15 protein-coding genes are annotated in these 15,771 nt (G+C 62.2%); 5 read left to right on the top strand and 10 right to left on the bottom strand.

Going from position 1 to position 15,771, the window contains the following annotated elements; all coding sequences use genetic code 11:
• Positions 1-45 precede the first annotated feature (45 nt).
• The 7 genes from nagE to AC07N4_RS09670 form a co-directional block, all read right to left on the bottom strand.
• On the bottom strand, positions 46-1,761 hold the full coding sequence (gene nagE, locus AC07N4_RS09700; protein ID WP_493065323.1) for an N-acetylglucosamine-specific PTS transporter subunit IIBC: 1,716 nt from the start codon (positions 1,759-1,761) through the stop codon (positions 46-48).
• A 23-nt stretch (positions 1,762-1,784) separates the two neighbouring features.
• On the bottom strand, positions 1,785-4,298 hold the full coding sequence (gene ptsP / locus AC07N4_RS09695; protein WP_493065324.1) for a phosphoenolpyruvate--protein phosphotransferase: 2,514 nt from the start codon (positions 4,296-4,298) through the stop codon (positions 1,785-1,787).
• Positions 4,299-4,333: 35 nt separating this feature from the next.
• Positions 4,334-5,356: an SIS domain-containing protein gene (locus AC07N4_RS09690; RefSeq protein WP_096819227.1), complete on the bottom strand. Its 1,023-nt coding sequence runs from the start codon at positions 5,354-5,356 to the stop codon at positions 4,334-4,336.
• Positions 5,337-6,443 (bottom strand): N-acetylglucosamine-6-phosphate deacetylase, encoded by a 1,107-nt coding sequence (gene nagA, locus AC07N4_RS09685; RefSeq protein WP_493065325.1) that lies wholly within the window; start codon positions 6,441-6,443, stop codon positions 5,337-5,339. Before nagA ends, AC07N4_RS09690 begins: the two co-directional genes overlap by 20 nt.
• A gap of 30 nt (positions 6,444-6,473) precedes the next feature.
• Positions 6,474-7,205 carry a GntR family transcriptional regulator gene (locus AC07N4_RS09680; protein WP_007954613.1) on the bottom strand — a complete coding sequence of 244 codons (732 nt, stop codon included), beginning with the start codon at positions 7,203-7,205 and terminating at the stop codon, positions 6,474-6,476.
• A gap of 329 nt (positions 7,206-7,534) precedes the next feature.
• Entirely contained in the window at positions 7,535-8,050 is a 516-nt protein-coding gene (locus AC07N4_RS09675; RefSeq protein ID WP_096819231.1) for a L,D-transpeptidase family protein, read from the bottom strand.
• A gap of 103 nt (positions 8,051-8,153) precedes the next feature.
• Positions 8,154-8,705, bottom strand: coding sequence for an NUDIX hydrolase (locus tag AC07N4_RS09670; protein ID WP_096819233.1), 552 nt, complete (start codon positions 8,703-8,705; stop codon positions 8,154-8,156).
• Between the two features lie 147 nt (positions 8,706-8,852).
• Here AC07N4_RS09670 and AC07N4_RS09665 point away from each other — a divergent pair, with 147 nt between their 5' ends.
• The 5 genes from AC07N4_RS09665 to purT all read left to right on the top strand — a co-directional run bounded on the left by AC07N4_RS09665 (position 8,853) and on the right by purT (position 12,050).
• Positions 8,853-9,452 carry a CoA pyrophosphatase gene (locus AC07N4_RS09665; RefSeq protein WP_085711654.1) on the top strand — a complete coding sequence of 200 codons (600 nt, stop codon included), beginning with the start codon at positions 8,853-8,855 and terminating at the stop codon, positions 9,450-9,452.
• A 47-nt stretch (positions 9,453-9,499) separates the two neighbouring features.
• Positions 9,500-10,024 carry a gamma carbonic anhydrase family protein gene (locus AC07N4_RS09660; protein WP_493065326.1) on the top strand — a complete coding sequence of 175 codons (525 nt, stop codon included), beginning with the start codon at positions 9,500-9,502 and terminating at the stop codon, positions 10,022-10,024.
• Positions 10,021-10,236, top strand: coding sequence for a DUF1289 domain-containing protein (locus tag AC07N4_RS09655; RefSeq protein ID WP_493065327.1), 216 nt, complete (start codon positions 10,021-10,023; stop codon positions 10,234-10,236). Before AC07N4_RS09660 ends, AC07N4_RS09655 begins: the two co-directional genes overlap by 4 nt.
• A gap of 64 nt (positions 10,237-10,300) precedes the next feature.
• On the top strand, positions 10,301-10,768 hold the full coding sequence (locus AC07N4_RS09650) for a preQ0 transporter (RefSeq protein ID WP_096819236.1): 468 nt from the start codon (positions 10,301-10,303) through the stop codon (positions 10,766-10,768).
• Positions 10,769-10,868: 100 nt separating this feature from the next.
• Positions 10,869-12,050, top strand: coding sequence for a formate-dependent phosphoribosylglycinamide formyltransferase (gene purT / locus AC07N4_RS09645; protein WP_102619525.1), 1,182 nt, complete (start codon positions 10,869-10,871; stop codon positions 12,048-12,050).
• A 46-nt stretch (positions 12,051-12,096) separates the two neighbouring features.
• Here purT and AC07N4_RS09640 read toward each other — a convergent pair whose 3' ends face one another.
• The 3 genes from AC07N4_RS09640 to AC07N4_RS09630 all read right to left on the bottom strand — a co-directional run bounded on the left by AC07N4_RS09640 (position 12,097) and on the right by AC07N4_RS09630 (position 15,715).
• Entirely contained in the window at positions 12,097-13,413 is a 1,317-nt protein-coding gene (locus AC07N4_RS09640) for an MFS transporter (RefSeq protein WP_102619526.1), read from the bottom strand.
• Between the two features lie 235 nt (positions 13,414-13,648).
• Positions 13,649-14,890: a transporter associated domain-containing protein gene (locus AC07N4_RS09635; RefSeq protein ID WP_102619528.1), complete on the bottom strand. Its 1,242-nt coding sequence runs from the start codon at positions 14,888-14,890 to the stop codon at positions 13,649-13,651.
• 12 nt (positions 14,891-14,902) lie between these two features.
• Complete coding sequence (locus AC07N4_RS09630) at positions 14,903-15,715, bottom strand: cytochrome C assembly family protein (RefSeq protein ID WP_096819244.1); 813 nt, start codon at positions 15,713-15,715, stop codon at positions 14,903-14,905.
• Positions 15,716-15,771 lie beyond the last annotated feature (56 nt).

Here is a 15,771-nt window from a genome sequence, read left to right as displayed (position 1 = left end):
AAGATGCGTCAAATCACCCCCCCACCCAGCGATTCACTGGTCGCCCTAAACCTTCGCACTCACCTCACTCCGATTAACCAACCCCTCCAACGCCGCACTCAAGCTTTGCGCCCGCTCGCCCACCAGCAAGTGCCAAACACCATCTTCCAGCGCGCTCACACCCAAACATCCGAGCTCTTTCAATCGGCTTTCCGACAGCACCTTGCCATCGGCCAGTTGCAGGCGAATACGGCTCATGGCGATGCAATCAAGTTGCAGCACGTTGTCGCTGCCGCCCAGGGCTGCCAGCCATTGCTGTGCCAGCGGTGTGGCGACCGTTACGGGCTCACTGGTTTCGATGATTGCGACAGGCGCCGTCACCAAAGCACGCCCCAACGCGGGCATCGCCAAGCGAATCTCATCAGCAATGCTGTCGGCCATCGGCCCTACAACCACCTGCAAACTCCCGCCCTTGCCCGGACGCACAACGGCCATCGCGCCCAGCGCTTTCAAATCCGCATCCGAAGCTTTGTTGCGGTCGACCATTTCCAGTCGCAACCGCGTAGTGCACGCGCCAACCGTGACCAGATTCTCTGCACCACCGAGTGCCTTGATGTAAGCCCCGGCGCGTTCGTTTTCGGTCAGAACCGCTTTGTCGGCGGTGGCAACGTCTTCACGCCCCGGCGTCTTCAGGTTGAAGCGACGGATACAGAAATCAAACACCGCGTAATAGATGACCGCATAGGCCAGGCCCACCGGGATCACCAGCCAGCCATTGGTGGACTTGCCCCAGCCGAGCACCATGTCGATGAAGCCACCGGAGAAGGTGAAGCCCAGATGGATGTTCAGCGCGTTGGTGATTGCCATCGACAGCCCGGTCAGCAACGCATGCACCAGATACAGCAGCGGTGCGAGGAACATGAAGGCGAATTCGATTGGTTCGGTGACGCCGGTCAGGAACGAAGTCAGCGCCATCGACAGGAAGATCCCGCCCATCACCTTGCGTCGCTCCGGCAGGGCGTTGCGGTACATCGCCAGGCACGCGGCGGGCAGGCCGAAGATCATCATCGGGAACATGCCGGTCATGAACTGGCCGCCCTTCGGATCGCCAGCGAAGTAACGCGACAGGTCGCCGGTGACGAGGGCACCGGTGGTCGGGTCGGTGAAGTTGCCGAACACGAACCACGCCATGTTGTTGAGGATGTGGTGCAGGCCGGTGACGATCAGCAGGCGGTTGAACACGCCGAAGACGAAGGCGCCGAAGCTGCCGCTTTCCATCATCAGGCTGCCGAAGCTGTTGATGCCGTGCTGGATCGGCGGCCAGATGTAGCCGAATACCACGCCCAGACCCACCGCCGCAAAACCGGTGACGATCGGTACGAAACGCCGGCCGCCGAAGAATGCCAGATACTCCGGCAACTTGATGTCCTTGAAGCGGTTGTACAGCGCACCGGCCATCAGGCCACTGACGATCCCGGCGAGCATGCCCATGTTGATACTGGCGTCGAGCACCTTCAGCGTGGAGATCATCACCAGGTAACCGATCACCCCGGCGAGGCCAGCGGTGCCGTTGTTGTCCTTGGCGAAACCGACCGCGATGCCGATGGCGAAGATCATCGCCAGGTTGGCGAAGATCACCTGCCCGGCGTCGTGGATGATCGCGATGTTCAAGAGGTCGGTGTCGCCCAGGCGCAGCAGCAGGCCGGCGATCGGCAGGATCGCGATCGGCAGCATCAGCGCTCGGCCGAGGCGTTGCAGGCCTTCGATGAAGAGTTGGTACATGGCGTTTGTCCTTGTTGTTTTTGTTAGCGCAGAGGCCAATGTTGATGACAGGCATGACGCACCGCGGCGGCGCTGCTCAGCTTGAGCAAGTCCCGGGCGAGGCGTTGGCATTCGGCTTCGTGCACCTGGCGCACGCGATCCTTGATTTCACCAATTTGCACCGGGCTCACCGACAGTTCGGTCACGCCCAGGCCGATCAACACCGGCGTCGCCAGCGGATCGGAAGCCAGGGCGCCGCACACGCCGACCCAACGTTTATGCACCGCCGCGCCTTCGCAGGTCATGGCGATCAGGCGCAGCAGTGCCGGGTGCAAGGCATCGACCCGTGCGGCGAGGCCGGCGTGGTCGCGGTCCATGGCCAGGGTGTATTGCGACAGGTCGTTGGTGCCAATGGACAGGAAGTCGGCGTGTTCGGCCAGTTGTTCGGCCTGCAATGCAGCGGCTGGGACTTCGATCATCACGCCGATTTCCGGACGTAGGCTGATGCCCAGTTCCAGGCACAGCGCATCGACCCGTTGGCGGATGTGCAGCAGTTCGTCGACTTCGGTGACCATCGGCAGCAGGATCCGGCAGCGCTGCAACGGGCTGACTTGCAGCAGGGCGCGCAGTTGCTGATCGAGGATTTCCGGGCGGGCCTGAGCCAGACGAATACCGCGCAGACCCAAAACCGGGTTGGCTTCCACTGGCAGCGGCAGGTAATCGAGTTGTTTGTCGCCGCCGACGTCGATGGTGCGGATGATCACCGACTTGTCGCCCATGGCATCGATCACCGCTTGGTAGGCGGTGCGCTGTTCTTCGACGTCCGGCGCGGTGTGGCGATCGACGAACAGGAACTCGGTGCGCAACAGGCCGACGCCATCGGCGCCATTGGCAAACGCGTCCGCTGCTTCATGGCTGGAGGCGACGTTGGCGACCACTTCGATGGCCACGCCGTTGCGGGTTTCCGCCGGCAGATGGGCTTGGGCTCGCTGGGCTTCGCGACGTTGTTGGCGGTCGATCTGGGCTTGCCGGACTTCGGCCAGTCTTTCGCCATTTGGCGTCAGTTCGAGGCGCCCGCCGTCGGCGTCGAGGACCACAGATTGACCTTGCGCTTGATCCAGTAGCGCCGAGCCCAGTGCGACCATGCACGGCAGGCCTTTGCCCCGGGCCAGAATGGCCACGTGGGAAGTTGCGCCCCCTTCGGCCATGCACAACCCGGCGACACCTTGCGCGCTCAGTTGCAGCAAGTCCGAAGGCGTCAGTTCGTGAGCGGCGACGATGGCGCCGGCCGGCACGTCGTAATGCCAGGCTTCGCCGAGCAGGGCACGCAGCACCCGTTGTTTCAAGTCGCGCAGATCGTTGGCACGCTCGGCCAGCAGTGCGCTGCCGGTGTTTTGCAGCACCTCGCATTGCACATCGATGGATTGGCTCCAGGCGTGAGTCGCCGCGATGCCGGTTTCGATCGATTGCTGCGCGGCATCTAGTAGTGCTGGGTCTTCCAGCAATGCCAGATGCGCGGCGAAGATCGCTTCTTCGTCGGCATTACGCTGTTTTTTCGCCTGGGCGAGGGTGCCGTTGATTTCGCTGCGAACCTGATTCAATGCTGCGTCGAGGATCTGCAATTGTTGCTCGGGCTGATGATTGCCAGCGTCCGCCGGCAGGCTGATCGCGTTCAAGCGAAACAGCGGCCCGCCCACCAGACCCGGTGCGGCGCACACACCGTGCAACACGCCGGCCTCGGCCGGGCGATTGCGTGGGGCAGAAGCAACCGGTGCTGTGGCGTGATGATCGTCGGGCAGAGCGGTGGCCAAGGCCGTGAGCAAGGCTTGCAGCGCCGCTTGAGCATCGGAGCCCTGGCAGCTGACTTGCACTTCGTCCTGCTCGCCAATCGCCAGGCCCATCAAGCCGATGAGGCTGTTGCACGGCGCCGACTTGCCGGCGAAATGCAGCTGTGACTGGCTCTTGAAACCCTGCGCCGTCTGGCGGATCAACGCGGCCGGGCGTGCATGCAGGCCACCGCGATGGGCGACCCGCACGTGACCGTGAACTTCAGGGCCGCCGGTTTCTTCTGCATTCGCCGCCGTGCTGTGACGAGCAACTATGTGCAGCAGCGGTTCGCCAACCTTCACCGTTTTCAGGGTGATGGGACGCGCCTGAAAGTCCTGGCTGTTGGTCAGGATCAGCAGGCTGACCAGGCTTTTGCACTGGCGGCCGACCTTGTCCAGGTCATAGCGCAGCAACGGCTGGCCACTGCTGACCCGAGTGCCTTCCTTGACCAGCATCGAGAAACCTTCGCCCTGCAACTCGACCGTGTCGAGTCCCAGGTGCAGGAGGATTTCCGCGCCGTTGTCGGCACGCACGGTCAGCGCGTGGCCGGTGCGGGCAACGTGGATCACCACCCCGGCGCAGGGCGAATACAAGGTGTCGTTCAGCGGATCGATGGCAATGCCGTCGCCCATCGCGCCGCTGGCGAACACCGCGTCCGGAACTTTGGCGAGCGTGAGCACCGGGCCGCTGAGCGGGGCGCTTAAAGTCAGCTCTTTATTGTTGTTGTGCATGGCTCGGTCTCATCAGGAAAACGTTCGGTTCGGACTCAGTGCGTACGAGTGACTTTGCTCAGGTGTCGCGGCTGATCCGGGTCCATGCCACGGGCCACAGCCAGACCGGCCGCCATCACGTAGAAACTCTGGATCGCCAGGATCGGGTCGAGCGCCGGATGCTCCGCGCGGCTCAAGGTCAGGTCGCGTTCGCTCACGTCATCCGGTGCGGCCAGCAGCACGCGGGCGCCGCGTTGGCGCATTTCGGCCGCCAGGCTCAGCAGACCGGCCTGTTCGGCACCGCGCGGGGCGAACACCAGCAGCGGATAGTGTTCGTCGATCAGGGCCATCGGGCCATGACGGACTTCGGCGCTGCTGAAGGCTTCGGCCTGGATCGCCGAGGTTTCCTTGAATTTCAGCGCGGCTTCCTGGGCGATGGCGAAACCGGCACCACGGCCGATTACCATCAGGCGTTCGCAATCGCGCAGGGCGTCGATGGCCAGGCTCCAGTCCTGTTGCGCGGCGTCGCGCAAGCCTTCGGGCAAGGCGTTGTGTGCTTCCAGCAATTCGCTGTCCTCTTTCCAGTGCGCGATCAGACGGGCGCTGGCACTGAGGGTGGCAATGAAGCTCTTGGTCGCGGCGACGCTGCTTTCGGTGCCGGCCAGCAGCGGCAGGCTGAATTCGCACGCGGCCTCCAGCGGCGAGTCGGCGGCGTTGACCATCGACACGCTCAGTGCGCCGCGCTTGCGCAGCAGACGCAGGCTGTTGACCAGATCCGGGCTCTGGCCCGACTGGGAAAACGCGAACGCGACCTGACCGCTGACCTTCAACGGCGCCTGCTGCATGGTCACCACCGACATCGGCAGCGACGCCACCGGAATGCCCAGTTGCTGCATGGTCAGGTAGGCGAAGTAGCTCGCCGCATGATCGGAACTGCCACGGGCGACGGTCATCGCCACTTGCGGCGGCTGACGGCGCAGGCGCCCGGCGATCTCGATCATCGAGCCATCGAGCTGTTGCAGTTGGGCTTGCACGGCCTCGAACGAGGACAGCGCCTCCTCAAGCATTTTTGAAGTCAATGTCTTCTCCTTCGACCATGACGGCGGTCAGTGTAAGTGAGCGATCCAGCCGCACGCAGTCGGCCCAGGCGCCCGGTTGCAGGCGCCCGCGTTCGGTGATGCCGAGGTAGTCGGCGGGGAATTGCGAAAGACGTTGCGAGGCCTCGGCGATCGGCAGACCGATCTTCACCAGATTGCGCAAAGCCTGATCCATGGTCAGGGTGCTGCCGGCCAGCGTGCCGTCCGGCAGGCGCACGCCGCCCAGGCATTTGGTGACGGTGTGGCTGCCGAGCTTGTACTCGCCGTCGGGCATGCCGGCGGCGGCGGTCGAATCGGTGACGCAATACAGGCAAGGAATCGAGCGCAGGGCCACGCGGATCGCACCGGGGTGCACGTGCAGCAAGTCCGGGATCAACTCGGCGAATTTGGCGTGGGCGAGGGCGGCGCCGACGATGCCCGGTTCGCGGTGATGCAGCGGGCTCATGGCGTTGTATAAGTGCGTGAAACTGGTGGCGCCGGCTTCGAGGGCGGCGACACCTTCCTCGTAACTGCCGAGGGTGTGGCCGATCTGCATGCGGATGCCACGGCGGCTCAGTTCACGAATCAAGCCGTCGTGGCCGGCGATTTCCGGGGCGATGGTGATCACCCGGATCGGCGCGAGTGCCAGATACTCTTCGACTTCGGCCATCAGCGCGGTGTGGGCAAAGTTCGGTTGCGCGCCGAGTTTGCCGGGATTGATGTACGGACCTTCGAGGTGAACACCGAGGACCCGGGCGGCACCTTTCGGACGCTGCTCGCAGAATTCGCCGACATCCTTGAGCACGCTGGAGATCTCGGCACTCGGCGCGGTCATCGTGGTGGCCAGCAGCGAGGTGGTGCCGAAACGCACGTGGGTCTTGGTGATGGTCTCGAAGGCGCTGGTGCCTTCCATGATGTCCTTGCCGCCACCGCCGTGGACGTGCAGATCGATGAAGCCCGGCAGCAGATAAGGCAGGTCGTTGTCCGCCGGATCGCAAGGCACGCCTTCGATGGACACGACTCTGCCGTGTTCGTGGATCAGCCGGCCGCAAATCCAGCCGTCAGCGGTAAGGATGTTGTCTTCGGACATTTCGCTTCTCTCGTTTGGCCTGGCTGCTGATCAGCGGCGAAGCTCTGCAACAAAGTCGTAGTAGTCGTTGCGGCAATAGGTGTCGGTGACTTCGATCGGCGTGTTGTCTTCCAGGTAGCCGACCCGGGTCATCAGCAGCATCGCGGTGCCGGGGGCGATGCCGACCAGCGCGGCAAACTCGTCCGAGGCGTTGATCGCCTGGATGTGCTGCAAGGCGCGCACGATCGGTTTGCCGATGCTGTCGAGGTGTTCGTAGAGCGAATCGCCCACCACCTGTGGCTTGGGCATGATCGAGGCGGGCAGGGTGCTCATCTCGATGGCCATCACCGTGTCGTCGGCTTTGCGCAGGCGTTTCATGCGCGCGACCTTGTCGTTCGGCGACAGGCCGAGGCGGATCAGTTCTTCGTGGGTTGGCAGGGTGATTTCCCGCTCGAGCCATTGCGAGCTGGGCACGAAGCCCTTGAGACGGAGCATTTCGCTGAAACCCGACAGGCGCGACAGCGGTTGTTCAAGGCGTGGGGTGATGAAGGTGCCGGAACCTTGCAGGCGGCGGATCAATCCTTGATCGAGCAGGACTTCCAGCGCCTTGCGGGCGGTAACCCGAGAAATCCCCAGCATTTCGCTGAGATTGCGCTCCGACGGCATCGCCTGTTCGGCTTTCCACTGGCCGGCATGGATCGCTGCTTCCAGGTTGCGCGCCAGTTGCAGGTACAGCGGCGTCGGCTGGGAGTCGTCAGGGCGCAGGGCGTGTAGATCATTCATGCAGGCATTTCCGGAGCTGATATTGGATTGTTGTCGCTCGCTGTTTCGGCGAAAACTAATACCACTTGCATACCATGTCAACGCAGCGGAAAGGCCTGTAGTCCTTTGGAGTCGGGTGTTTCAGGGTGGGTGGTTTCAAGTGGTATTAGAGGTGGGCTCTGGAATGCAAAAGATCGCAGTCTGCGGCAGTTCTGGCGGGTGAAAGTGGTATCACCGTTCAGACGTTGCCGCAGGCTGCGATCTTTTGAATTTATTTTTTGCGGGCGACCAATGGTCAGAGGGAAGGGCCGCTTCGCGGCCCGGAGAGAGCAGGCGCCCTGGTGACAGAATCAGGGGCGGATTTCGATCATCGTGCCGTCTGGCACCAGGTTCCAGACTTCGCGCATGTCGACGTTGCGCATGGCGATGCAGCCGTCGGTCCAGTCCAGGGTGTGGAACAGGTTTTCCGGGTTGTCTTCGGAATCCGGCGTGCCGTGGATCATGATCATGCCGCCAGGCTCGACGCCTTCGCGCCGGGCGCGGGCGGAGTCGCTGATGTTCGGGTAGGAGATGTGCATCGACAGGTTGAATTTGTCGCTGGTCTTGCGCCAGTCGATCCAATAGAAACCTTCAGGTGTGCGTTTGTCGCCTTCAATCAGTTTCGGGCCTTTTTTCGCGCCCTTGCCCAGGGAAATGCGATAGCTCTTGAGCGGCTTGCCATCGGCGATCAACTGCAGTTGATGAGCCGACTTGAGCACCAGTATTTTTTCGATGAGCGGGGTGTTCGAAGGCGTCACGGTGGTCACGAACGACGCTTGGGAGACGGTGACGAACGACAGGCAAAACAGGGCAAGCAACCAGCGCATTGAAACGATTCCCCAGAAGGTGATGCAGATAATTTATTTATAGATCTTATGCAGGCGCTGTCGCGGGCTGCGCACGCGGGTTATCGGCCGGCTGGCGCTGAAATCAAGTGATGGCCGGTTGAGCGAGCGGCGGGATCGATTCCGAGCGCACCGGGTAAGTCTCGGCGCGGCGGTCAGCGAAGAAGCATTCTAAGGTACGGCCCACCGTGCGGAAAGCCAGCTCGTCCCACGGAATCTGCGCTTCGTCGAACAGTTGCACTTCGAGGCTCTCGGGGCCGGCGGAAAAATCCAGGTCCGCCAGCTCTGCGCGAAAGAACACATGCACCTGGCTGATATGCGGCACGTCGATCAGGGTGTAGATGCTCAGGTTACGCACCCGGGCGCAGGCTTCCTCGGCGGTTTCGCGGATGGCGGCCTGCTCGATGGTCTCGCCGTTCTCCATGAAACCGGCGGGCAGCGTCCAGTAACCGAGACGCGGCTCGATGGCACGGCGGCAGAGCAGGACTTTGCTGCCCCAGGTCGCCACGCATCCGGCCACGATATTGGGGTTCTGGTAGTGAATGGTCTGACAGCTGTCGCAGACAAATCGCAGCCGCGAGTCGCCTTCGGGAATGCGCTGGGTCACCGGGTTGCCGCACTGGCTGCAAAATTTCATGCTGGGGTTCCTGAATGCTGCGCCTATCTTGGCGTGCAGCGGTGTCAGTCGGCAAGTTGTCGTTTCGCGACATGACCCTTGTCCGGGGCTTGGGCGGTCGCATTGATTGGTGCATGATGCAGGGCAAGGCACAGATCGAGAACACTTATGCTGGACGAGCTACTGCACCGGGTAAGCAATCACACGCCGCGCACGCTGGAGACCGACACGCGTTTCCCCGAGGCCGCCGTCCTGGTGCCGATTACTCGCAGTGACGAACCCGAGCTTGTCCTGACCTTGCGCGCCAGCGGGCTCTCGACCCACGGTGGCGAAGTCGCCTTTCCCGGCGGTCGACGGGATCCGGAGGATCCGGACCTGATCTTTACCGCGCTGCGTGAAGCCGAAGAAGAAATCGGCCTGCCGCCCGGCCTGGTCGAAGTGATCGGTCCGCTCAGCCCGTTGATCTCCCTGCATGGCATCAAGGTCACACCGTATGTCGGGGTGATTCCCGATTTCGTCGAATACCAGGCCAATGATGCCGAGATCGCTGCGGTGTTCAGTGTGCCGCTGGAATTCTTCCGCAAGGACCCGCGCGAACACACCCACCGCATCGACTATCAGGGTCGCAGTTGGTACGTGCCGAGCTATCGTTATGGCGAATACAAGATCTGGGGGCTGACGGCGATCATGATCGTCGAGTTGATCAACCTGCTCTATGACGCCAAAATCAGCCTGCATCGACCGCCTAAAAGCTTTATCAACACCTGAAGCCATCGTTCGAATGGCCAGCCAACGTGAGCCCTGAGGAAAACAAGATGAAATACCGCCTGGGCGACGCCCGTGTCGAGACCCATCCGCAGAGCTGGGTCGCCCCCAATGCCGTGCTGGTGGGCAAGGTCAGACTGGAAGAGGGCGCCAACGTCTGGTTCAACGCCGTGTTGCGCGGCGACAACGAACTGATCCTGATCGGCAAGAACAGCAACGTGCAGGACGGCACCGTGATGCACACCGACATGGGCTATCCGCTGACCATCGGCACTGGCGTGACCATCGGCCACAACGCCATGCTTCACGGCTGCACGGTCGGCGACTACAGCCTGATCGGCATCAACGCGGTCATCCTCAACGGCGCGAAGATCGGCAAAAACTGCATCATTGGCGCCAATTCGCTGATTGGCGAAGGCAAGGAAATTCCCGACGGTTCGCTGGTGATGGGCTCGCCGGGCAAAGTGGTGCGTGAGTTGACCGAACAACAGAAGAAGATGCTCGAAGCCAGCGCCGCCCACTATGTACATAACTCGCAGCGCTATGTGCGCGATCTGGTCGAGCAGGAAGAATGAATACGATTGAGCGGCCGGTGGCCTCGCCCTGCGTGAATATTTGCGCGTTGGATGACGACGACATTTGCACCGGTTGCCAGCGCACGGTCGAGGAAATCACCCGCTGGAGCCGGATGACCAACGACGAGCGGCGGGCGGTGCTGGGGTTGTGTCATGAGCGGGCGAAGTCTAGTGGGCTGGTCTGGATGATCGGCAAAACGCCTGGGCAATAGCCGATTTGATTGGCGTCCTCGAAGGGCTGAAGTAACCTGTGCGCCAAATTGACAGGTCACGCCCATGATTTTCCTCATCGCCTACATCAGCAGCGTCGTGCTGATCAACTTCGCCTTCTCCACCGCGCCGCACCTGGACATCATCTGGTCAGCCTGGGGCGGGCTGGTGTTCGTGTTGCGCGACATGGTGCAGATCCGGTTCGGCCACGGTGCGATTGCGGCGATGCTGGCGGCGCTGGTGCTGTCCTATGTCACCTCCGATCCATCGATTGCGCTGGCCAGCGCCACGGCGTTCGCGGTGTCCGAGTGCATCGACTGGCTGGTGTTCACCGTCACCAAGCGGCCGTTGCGTGACCGCCTGTGGATCAGTTCGGCGCTGAGCATTCCCCTCGATACCTTCATCTTTTTCGGCATGATCGACCTGCTGACGCCACCGGTGATCATCACTGCTCTGGCCTCGAAGTTCGCCGGTGTCACCGCCGTCTGGCTGATCATGGCCTGGCGCGAGCGTAAACAGGCTGTCGCCGGCTGAAGCCAAACCCTCAGGTTCATGTAAAATGCCGCGCTTTCTCCCCATGGAAAGCGCGTCTGGCGTTGCTTTCCTCGATGATCCGCTTCTTTGAGGACCTGAGATGACCCGTATCGGAACTCCATTGTCGCCGACCGCGACCCGCGTATTGCTGTGTGGCTGTGGTGAGTTGGGCAAGGAAGTGGTGATCGAGCTGCAACGCCTGGGCGTTGAAGTGATCGCCGTTGACCGTTACGCCAATGCGCCGGCCATGCAGGTTGCTCATCGCAGCCACGTGATCAACATGCTTGATGGCGCAGCCCTGCGTGCGGTGATCGAAGCCGAGAAGCCGCACTTCATCGTGCCGGAAATCGAAGCCATCGCCACCGCTACCCTGGTCGAGCTGGAAGCTGAAGGTTTCACCGTGATCCCGACTGCTCGCGCCGCTCAACTGACCATGAACCGCGAAGGCATCCGTCGTCTGGCCGCCGAAGAGCTGGATCTGCCGACCTCGCCGTACCACTTCGCCGATACCTTCGAGGACTACAGCAAAGCCGTTGAGGACCTGGGTTTCCCGTGCGTCGTCAAACCGGTGATGAGTTCGTCGGGCAAGGGCCAGAGCCTGCTGCGCAGCGTCGATGACGTGCAGAAAGCCTGGGATTACGCGCAAGAGGGCGGTCGCGCTGGCAAAGGTCGGGTGATCATCGAAGGTTTCATCGATTTCGACTACGAAATCACCCTGCTGACCGTTCGTCATATCGGCGGCACCACGTTCTGTGCGCCGGTCGGCCACCGTCAGGAGAAAGGCGACTACCAGGAATCCTGGCAGCCACAGGCCATGAGCCCGATTGCACTGGCTGAATCCGAGCGCGTTGCCAAAGCGGTAACTGAAGCCTTGGGTGGTCGTGGCCTGTTTGGCGTCGAATTGTTCATCAAGGGCGATCAGGTGTGGTTCAGCGAAGTGTCGCCGCGCCCGCACGACACCGGTCTGGTGACCCTGATTTCCCAGGACCTGTCGCAGTTCGCCCTGCACGCCCGCGCGATTCTCGGCCTGCCGGTGCCGCTGATCCGTCAGTTCGGGCCATCGGCTTCGGCGGTGATTCTGGTGGAAGGTCAGTCGACCCAGACCGCATTCGCCAACCTCGGCGCTGCACTGAGCGAGCCGGATACCGCGCTGCGTCTGTTCGGCAAGCCTGAGGTCAATGGCCAGCGTCGCATGGGCGTGGCCCTGGCGCGTGACGAGTCGATCGAGGCCGCTCGTGCCAAGGCGACCCGTGCTTCTCAGGCGGTCGTTGTAGAGCTGTAATCTCGCTATCTGATCGCTCCCGCCCGTGCGGGAGCGATCATTGCGCTTATGACACCTGATTCAGGTCGTTATGGCGCGTTTCCTTCAGGCACAGCACAGCGATCAAGCTGAGCACCGCGGCCGCAGACACATACCCGCCGACATAACTCAAACCACCCATCGCCACCAGTTTCTGCGCGAAGAACGGTGCCGCCGAGGCCCCGACAATCCCGCCGAGGTTGTAGGCCGCCGATGCGCCGGTATAGCGGACGTGCGTCGGAAACAGTTCCGGCAGCAGCGCGCCCATCGGGGCGAACGTCACACCCATCAGGAACAGCTCGATGCACAGGAACAGCGCCACGCCCCAGGTCGAGCCCTGAGTCAGCAACGGCTCCATCAGAAATCCGGAAAGAATCGCCAGCACACCACCGACGATCAGCACCGGTTTGCGCCCGTAGCGATCGCTTGCCCAGGCTGACAACGGCGTGGCGGCCGCCATGAACAGCACAGCGAAGCACAGCAGCCCGAGGAATGTCTCGCGGCTGTAGCCCAGCGTCGACACGCCATAGCTCAGGGAAAACACCGTCGAGATGTAGAACAGCGCGTAGCACACCACCATGGCGGCGGCACCCAGCAGCGTCGGTGCCCAGTATTGGCTGAACAGCTCGACCAGCGGCACTTTAACCCGCTCCTGACGGGCGATGGCGTTGGCGAACACTGGCGTTTCGTGAAGTTTGAGGCGCACATACAGCCCGACCATCACCAGCACCGCGCTGAGCAGGAACGGAATCCGCCAGCCCCAACTGCGAAATTGTTCGTCATTGAGCGTCATGGCCAAGGTCAGGAACAGGCCGTTGGCCGCCAGAAAACCGATCGAAGGGCCCAGCTGCGGGAACATGCCGAACCAGGCTCGCTTGCCCTTTGGAGCGTTTTCGGTCGCCAGCAGCGCCGCGCCGCCCCATTCGCCACCCAATCCCAGGCCCTGGCCGAAGCGCAGCACACACAACAGGATCGGCGCCCACGCCCCGATGCTGTCGTAACCCGGCAGCACGCCGATCAGCGTGGTGCAGACACCCATCAGCAGCAGGGAAGCCACCAGTGTTGATTTGCGTCCGATACGGTCGCCGAAGTGGCCGAACAGTGCCGAACCCAGCGGGCGGGCGAGGAACGCGATACCGAAAGTGAGGAATGCCGAGAGCATCTGCGCTGTGCCGGATGTCTGCGGAAAGAATACCGGCCCGATCACCAGTGCAGCAGCAGTGGCGTAGACGTAAAAATCGTAGAACTCGATGGCCGTGCCGATGAAACTCGCGGTAGCCACGCGGGTGGCGGAGTTGGTCGGTTGGGCAGGCGCGGTGTCGCTGTAAGCGGTACTGGTCGTCATGCGGTGATCCCTGACAGTCATGAGCTCCGTTGGAGCGAATTATTATGGTCGAACACCCAGGGATGTGGGATGAGGCACGAGCGCTGTTTCGAGTAGGAACAGTCGTCGGTGTGATGCGGAAAGCGGCGATGAACCGGCCGGAACCAGTCGGGTGCGGGGTAAGCACGCGGTTCGGCGGGGCTTGGGTAAGCGCCCCGATTATAGGAAGGTGGCTAACGATTGAACAAGGGGCGAGCTAGCGGACGGGTGTGAGTGCCGGTGCCGAGCTGGTGTGCCAGATGAGCACTTTGCTTACGCGGTTCTCCTCGGTTTCGAGGATCTCCAGGCGATAGCGCCCGATCTTCAGGCAGACCGCGCTTTCCGGGATGGTTTCCAGAGCTTCTGTCACCAGACCGTTGAGAGTCCGGGGGCCGTCGCTGGGCAGGTGCCAGCCCAGGCATTTGTTCAGCTCGCGGATCGAGGCGGCGCCGTCGATCACCATGCGACCATCGGCCTGCGGATGAATATGCGGGTTGTCGAGGCTGTGCTCGCTTTCGAATTCGCCAACGATTTCTTCGAGAATGTCTTCCAGGGTGACGATCCCCAACACTTCGCCGTACTCGTCCACCACCATGCCCAGGCGCCGCTGCTGCTTGTGGAAGTTCAGCAGCTGCAGTTGCAGAGGCGTGCTTTCCGGGACGAAATACGGCTCGTAGCTGGCGGCGAGGAGCGCTTCGCGGGTCAGGGCGTGATTGTCCAGCAAGTGGCGGATCTGCCGGGTGTTGAGGACGGCCTCGACCTGGTTGATGTCGCTGTGGAAAACCGGCAGGCGCGTGCGCTTGTTGTGGCGCAATTGCTCGATGATTTCTTCGATCGGGTCATCAAGATTGATGCCGTCGACGTCACTGCGAGGCACCAGGATGTCGTTGACCGTGATGTTGTCCAGCGCATGGATGCCGGAAACCGGGTGCGGGCGAGACGAGTGATCCGGGTCGTCATGGCGATCGGCGGGGACGTCGTCATCGCTCTGCTGCACGACCTGAGGCTTGCGCACCAGCGGACGCAACAGCAAACCACTGATGCTGCTCAGCAGCCATGCGAGCGGATAGATCACTTTCAGCGGAACAGCCAGCAACGAATTGCCGAATGACAGCACGGCGTCCGGATAACGTTGGGCGAGGGTGCGCGGGAAATAGTCGGCAAATACCAGCAATACGGCGCTGGCGCCCAGGCAGGCTGCCCAGGGACCGTTCTCTTCACAGAGGAAAATCGCCAGTAGCGTGGCAAGCACCACGGCGAGGGCGCGGCACAGGGTGTTGCACAGGATCAGGCTGTCGAGCGGGAAGCTGAGTTTTGCCAGTGGCTTGTCACTGGCGCGCGACGCGGTGCGTTGCGCCAGCAGATGCTGTTGCGCGACTTCGATGGCGGTAAACAACCCCGACCAGAGAATCAGCAGGACAAAAACCGCGAGCATCGGCCCTATGGGCAAACCGTCCATTTATGCCGCCCGTCAGATGTGCAGGATGTATTCACGGACCAGTTTGCTGCCGAAATACGCCAACATCAGCAGGCAGAAACCGGCGAGGGTCCAGCGGATCGCTTTGTGGCCGCGCCAGCCCAGGCGGTTGCGGCCCCACAACAGCACGCTGAACACGACCCAGGCCAGGCAGGCCAGCAGGGTCTTGTGCACCAGGTGCTGGGCAAACAGGTTTTCGACGAACAGCCAGCCGGAAATCAGCGACAGCGACAGCAGCGTCCAGCCGGCCCAGAGGAAGCCGAACAGCAGGCTTTCCATGGTTTGCAGCGGCGGGAAGTTCTTGATCAGCCCGGACGGGTGCTTGTTCTTGAGCTGGTGATCCTGCACCAGCAGCAACAACGCCTGGAACACTGCGATGGTGAACATGCCGTAGGCGAGGATCGACAGCAGGATATGCGCGAGGATGCCCGGCTCTTCGTCGATGATCTGCACGGTGCCGGTGGGTGCGAACTGCGCCAGCAACACGGTGATCGCACCCAGCGGGAACAGCAGGACCAGCAGGTTTTCCACCGGGATCCGCGAACAGGCCAGCAGGGTCAGGGCAATGACTGCCGCGGCAATCAGGCTCGAAGCGCTGAAGAAGTCCAGGCCCAGACCGATCGGCGTCAGCAGGTGAGTCAGCAGGCTGGCACTGTGGGCCAGCACGGCGAGCACGCCGAGCGTGACCAGCAGGCGCTTGTTGGCCTTGGCGCCAGTGGCCAGGCGGGTGCCCTGATAGAGGGTCGCAGCGGCATATAGAAGGGCGGCGGCGAGGGTGGTCAGCAAACTCGGTGACAAGGGGAGCATAAATCCTGTTAGGCAAGCCCGAAAGGCGCTGAGTTTGGCATAGAACCGCCATGGCA

The sequence above is a fragment of the Pseudomonas sp. GW821-FHT09E04 genome (genome assembly GCF_059416185.1).
Note: the sequence above shows the minus strand (reverse complement) of the source record. Positions and strands in the feature narration are given on the sequence as shown.

What these genes read in the sequence shown, in the direction of transcription:
- nagE (WP_493065323.1), bottom strand. Translation starts at nt 1,761, where the DNA reads ATGTACCAACTCTTCATCGAAGGCCTGCAACGCCTCGGCCGAGCGCTG.
- ptsP (WP_493065324.1), bottom strand. Translation starts at nt 4,298, where the DNA reads ATGCACAACAACAATAAAGAGCTGACTTTAAGCGCCCCGCTCAGCGGC.
- nagA (WP_493065325.1), bottom strand. Translation starts at nt 6,443, where the DNA reads ATGTCCGAAGACAACATCCTTACCGCTGACGGCTGGATTTGCGGCCGG.
- AC07N4_RS09680 (WP_007954613.1), bottom strand. Translation starts at nt 7,205, where the DNA reads ATGAATGATCTACACGCCCTGCGCCCTGACGACTCCCAGCCGACGCCG.
- AC07N4_RS09675 (WP_096819231.1), bottom strand. Translation starts at nt 8,050, where the DNA reads ATGCGCTGGTTGCTTGCCCTGTTTTGCCTGTCGTTCGTCACCGTCTCC.
- AC07N4_RS09670 (WP_096819233.1), bottom strand. Translation starts at nt 8,705, where the DNA reads ATGAAATTTTGCAGCCAGTGCGGCAACCCGGTGACCCAGCGCATTCCC.
- AC07N4_RS09665 (WP_085711654.1), top strand. Translation starts at nt 8,853, where the DNA reads ATGCTGGACGAGCTACTGCACCGGGTAAGCAATCACACGCCGCGCACG.
- AC07N4_RS09660 (WP_493065326.1), top strand. Translation starts at nt 9,500, where the DNA reads ATGAAATACCGCCTGGGCGACGCCCGTGTCGAGACCCATCCGCAGAGC.
- AC07N4_RS09655 (WP_493065327.1), top strand. Translation starts at nt 10,021, where the DNA reads ATGAATACGATTGAGCGGCCGGTGGCCTCGCCCTGCGTGAATATTTGC.
- AC07N4_RS09650 (WP_096819236.1), top strand. Translation starts at nt 10,301, where the DNA reads ATGATTTTCCTCATCGCCTACATCAGCAGCGTCGTGCTGATCAACTTC.
- purT (WP_102619525.1), top strand. Translation starts at nt 10,869, where the DNA reads ATGACCCGTATCGGAACTCCATTGTCGCCGACCGCGACCCGCGTATTG.
- AC07N4_RS09640 (WP_102619526.1), bottom strand. Translation starts at nt 13,413, where the DNA reads ATGACGACCAGTACCGCTTACAGCGACACCGCGCCTGCCCAACCGACC.
- AC07N4_RS09635 (WP_102619528.1), bottom strand. Translation starts at nt 14,890, where the DNA reads ATGGACGGTTTGCCCATAGGGCCGATGCTCGCGGTTTTTGTCCTGCTG.
- AC07N4_RS09630 (WP_096819244.1), bottom strand. Translation starts at nt 15,715, where the DNA reads ATGCTCCCCTTGTCACCGAGTTTGCTGACCACCCTCGCCGCCGCCCTT.